The organism is Nostoc sp. CHAB 5715 (assembly GCF_020829685.1).
GTDB lineage: Bacteria > Cyanobacteriota > Cyanobacteriia > Cyanobacteriales > Nostocaceae > Nostoc.
On record NZ_JAIVFR010000749.1, the window covers coordinates 1 to 3,808 of the forward strand.

At 42.1% G+C, this 3,808-nt stretch carries 8 protein-coding genes and 1 other RNA gene; 1 reads left to right on the forward strand and 8 read right to left on the reverse strand.

Going from position 1 to position 3,808, the window contains the following annotated elements:
* On the forward strand, positions 1 to 224 hold a 224-nt coding region (locus tag LC574_RS30505), incomplete at its 5' end, for a cytochrome c biogenesis protein ResB (RefSeq protein ID WP_229457338.1).
* Between the two features lie 160 nt (positions 225 to 384).
* Here LC574_RS30505 and LC574_RS30510 read toward each other — a convergent pair.
* The 8 genes from LC574_RS30510 to LC574_RS30545 all read right to left on the reverse strand — a co-directional run.
* Positions 385 to 672 (reverse strand): hypothetical protein, encoded by a 288-nt coding sequence (locus LC574_RS30510; RefSeq protein WP_229457339.1) that lies wholly within the window; start codon positions 670 to 672, stop codon positions 385 to 387.
* Positions 669 to 863, reverse strand: a complete 195-nt coding sequence (locus LC574_RS30515; RefSeq protein WP_229457340.1) for a hypothetical protein — start codon at positions 861 to 863, stop codon at positions 669 to 671. Before LC574_RS30515 ends, LC574_RS30510 begins: the two co-directional genes overlap by 4 nt.
* A gap of 42 nt (positions 864 to 905) precedes the next feature.
* The gene (queF, locus tag LC574_RS30520; RefSeq protein ID WP_229457341.1) at positions 906 to 1,319 is read right to left on the reverse strand and encodes a preQ(1) synthase; all 414 of its coding nucleotides are present in this window, start codon (positions 1,317 to 1,319) and stop codon (positions 906 to 908) included.
* Between the two features lie 118 nt (positions 1,320 to 1,437).
* Entirely contained in the window at positions 1,438 to 1,836 is a 399-nt protein-coding gene (locus LC574_RS30525; RefSeq protein WP_229457342.1) for a hypothetical protein, read from the reverse strand.
* 156 nt (positions 1,837 to 1,992) lie between these two features.
* Positions 1,993 to 2,379: a phasin family protein gene (locus LC574_RS30530; RefSeq protein ID WP_229457343.1), complete on the reverse strand. Its 387-nt coding sequence runs from the start codon at positions 2,377 to 2,379 to the stop codon at positions 1,993 to 1,995.
* A gap of 25 nt (positions 2,380 to 2,404) precedes the next feature.
* An RNA gene (ffs, locus tag LC574_RS30535) (signal recognition particle sRNA small type) lies at positions 2,405 to 2,501 on the reverse strand.
* Between the two features lie 38 nt (positions 2,502 to 2,539).
* A complete protein-coding gene (locus LC574_RS30540; RefSeq protein ID WP_012412163.1) occupies positions 2,540 to 2,806 on the reverse strand; it encodes a YciI family protein in 267 nt (88 codons plus the stop codon).
* Positions 2,807 to 2,981: 175 nt separating this feature from the next.
* The coding region (locus tag LC574_RS30545) for a PQQ-dependent sugar dehydrogenase (protein WP_229457344.1) at positions 2,982 to 3,808 on the reverse strand (827 nt) is incomplete at its 5' end.

A 3,808-nucleotide genomic window follows, 5' to 3' on the forward strand; every position in this document is an offset into this window, starting at 1 on the left:
GCATACCAATTGTTTACTCAGGGTTTGGTTTACTAATGCTGGGTGTGGTGATGAGTTACTTTTCTCATTCACAAATATGGGCATTACAAAAAGGCGATCGCTTGTATGTGGGTGGCAAAACTAATCGCGCCCAAGTTGCTTTTGAACAAGAGGTTTTAGAGATTTTAGATCGGCTGAGTTCACAGCCAAAAGGTGAGGAAAAAGAGGCGGCGATTGAAGTTTAAACGCAGGTTAACGCAGAGTAACGCAAGTTGATAATTTGGGGTTACTCTGTAGAAAGATGAGTGAAAATGAATGTAGAGATGTAGCACTGCTACGTCTCTACAAACAAGGGTTCTGAATAACCCATATTTAATTTCACCAGATGTCTTGTGTTTAAAATGCTCAGTCATGTTGGACAAAATCTAGCAAGGGAGGGAATATCTTTGACTTGTCGGCAGAAACCAGCACGAACACTACATTGGTGAAAATCGGTTCTTGAATATAATTATAAAGAATAGCAAATGCTCTCGTAGTCAAATAATGAGCATTTCTGAGCAAAACTACAACCTTAGACCCATCTGATTCTGCGAGGGAAGTTTTTACTTGCTTTATCAGCCCTTCAATATCTTTAACTTCATAAGCTTCAGCAGCTTCAAAATCTATTATTTGCTCACATAAAAAAGATGTCATTCTTTTCCCTCGGTGTTTTCAATTTTTTCAAAAGTTCCATCAGCGGGTCGCCGCCAGCCGTCTACAATCACACTGTCTTCGGGATTGCGGGGTTTTGATGGATCTCGCCAATCATATTCACTAGACCCGGTTAGTAGTTTCGGCTCTTCGTTAGGGATTTCGTGCTTTTTAGATTCGTTGGCTTGAGTCATGCCCTTTTTTTCTATTAGCAACAGATTATGCGGAGTGTAGCCCTACTTTTGATGCCGTACTTCAACCACAGTATGTACGTTACCGCGAGGCGTAAAATCTGCTTTCACAGTGACTTCCAACGGATCACAAGCAGCTACAAAATCATCCAAAATTTGATTGGCAGATTCTTCATGGGAAATGTAGCGATCGCGGTAACTGTTAATGTAAAGCTTAAGCGCCTTCAATTCCACTACCCGTTCATCAGGTATATATGTAACGTAAATTGTCGCAAAGTCAGGATAACCTGAAAACGGGCATTTACAAGTAAATTCCGGCAAAGTAATGTTAATGTCATATCGCCTCCCCACACGCGGATTCGGAAAGGTAATTAGTTTACCTTCAGCAATGTCGCGTTCGCCATACTTCATTTCTTGGCTTGCCTGGGTTACACTTTCAGGTAATTTCTCAGTTGTCATTTGTCATTTGTCATTTGTCATTTGTCATTAGTTATTTTACTTATCTTTACGTCCTTTTAGTAATTTTATTCCTAACTCCTAACTCCCCACTCCCTACTCCCCATTCCCCCCTCCTAACTCAATACTCTTCCTTCTCCCAGTCTGGACAATTCTCATCTTCACAACCGTGGGGATGCATGGCACAAACTAACAAATTACCATTATAAACTTGACCGTGGTAGTGAGTACAACCTATACAGGCAGGATTTTTTTCGGCTGTGGGTTCAACTGAATAAGGAAAACCTGGATCTACATCTGCTACAATGTCTTCCAGTTCCCAGTAAGCTTCAAACATTGGTTCAGTTAAATCCTGGAAATACTGATCGACTTCAATGGCAATGTTAGGGACTTGCTCGGTGATTTCTTCCGTTAGCTCAAAAAAAGCGTCTACCATTTCACTCATTCCCAGGAAGAAACGCTCTACTTCATCAGCCACTGTTTCGACGATCTCTACTAAATCTTTTTGCCACTGTTCCATAAACTTGACACCTTTGCAGGCTATAAACAGGACGCTTTGTGTTATCTGGCTTGAAGGACTAGAGTACACACTAAGCAATGTATCTTATCAAGTTTCTATCTGAAGTGCCATGTCAAACTGCCACTTCTTACTAATATTTCGCTCTAAAAATGCTTTTTATTGATCCCGTTGCAATCTTTTTAACTCGTTTTGCAGGTCTAGCACTTCTTGGCGTAATTTATCCACATTTTCATCATTTGATCCCTCTTTCACCGTTAGTTCTTCATCTTCCTCTAAAATTTCAATGCGCCGAGGTTCAGAAGGAGGTGTTTTTTCAGAGGTTTCACCAGATGCTTGGGGCTGTTGGGCTTGCTTCATCATCTCTTCAACGAAGCGGCGGGCTTCTTCTGTGTTCATTTCGCCCTTTGCGACCATTTCATCTGCCAGTTTTTGGACTTGCGATCGCACTTCGGCTAATTTTCCCCCTGCTTTCTCACCTGCGTAAGAAGCTAATCCAACACCGAGGTAAAAAGCTTTTTGAACAATATCTCCAAAACCAGCCATTGTCCCTGATCGCTCCTACAAATAGGGCGACCCGGAGACTACGCCTACCACAAGCCTCCCGTGTTGCTGCTACCTTCCGGTTCTGACAAGATTTGGGTGTTGCAGTCGCATAGATCCAGGTCTTCTAAAAGCATAACATTAAAAGTCAGTAATGTGTGTGTTATTCCATAACAATCCGCCATTCATAAAGCTGATAGTTGACGCAGCCGTGTTTCACCAACGGGTCATCAGCTACAATCGCTTCTGCTTCCTCCTTTGAGGCTGCCTCAAACAGTAACATCCCGCCTCTTTGCTCTGCCCAATAGCCTGTTCGCGCTTTGTGTCCTTTAGCAATCAAGTCCTGAATGTAGGCTTTATGGGCAGGTACATATTGGTCAAAGGTAGGTTTATCGACTTTCCCTTCTTCAATCTTGACAAACCAAGGCATCTGCTTGTTATCTCCCATTGCTAAGGACTTTCTGCCTCAACCACGTTCGGGTGGCAGTAGAAAAGTAAGACTGTAATAAGTAGTTAAACATAATTCTAAATTACACAATGTCATTGCGAATGTAGCGTTCGCAATGACTGTAATTAATTTTGCGTAGTTACTTACTCAGTTTGCTTCATCTCGTTGGCATAGTAATTTCCCAAATTCCTTGATTTCCACCATATTCCAGAACATAAATTTTATTGTCGATAATCGCAGCGTCAATGGGATTACTAAAACCTTCAACAATGCGGGTAGCATTCAACTTATAGTTGGTATTTCCTACTTTAGTTAAGTTTAAATGCAGTAGGTCTTGACCGGAATCTTTAAAAGGGCCTGCTAGTGTTTCGCCAGTGGGGTCGCCTGTTGTAAAACTCAGCATGAATCCATCTCTGTTGAATTCTGGACTCATTACTCCTTGTGTATCAAAAACTAAGCCTAAAGGAGAACGGTGTGCTGTAAAAGTGCTAAAAGGTTGCCCAAGAACACTGGCGTCTTTGACTTTGCCATCTACAGGATCGCGGAAATTGTCTGCGTCCGGCCCCAAATTAGGAATTGGTTCAATTAAGTTTTCAGGCCGAACAGGAAAGGTTGGATCGTTACGAAAGTAGCCCCTTTGGACGGCGTTAAATTTGAGGCTTAACAAAAGGTCTTTGGCAGGATCATAATTGGGAAATTGTTGTGGGTTGTCTGTCCCACCAATCCGCCAGGGAAAGCCGTAGTTACCACCTGGACGGAGCCAATTTAATTCTTCTGACATGTCGCGATCAGGGCCATTTTCTGTGCCAAATAAATCCCCATTGGGCGCAAAGGCCATATCGAAAGTATTACGTAGTCCTTCTGCAAAAATATAGCCAGATGTTTTTAAAGTTGCTCGATTGTTTGCAAGAAAAAGATTTTTGCCATTAGTAGGAAGACGGAGTATACAGGCGGTTAATCCTACTTCACGAGTATTAGGATATA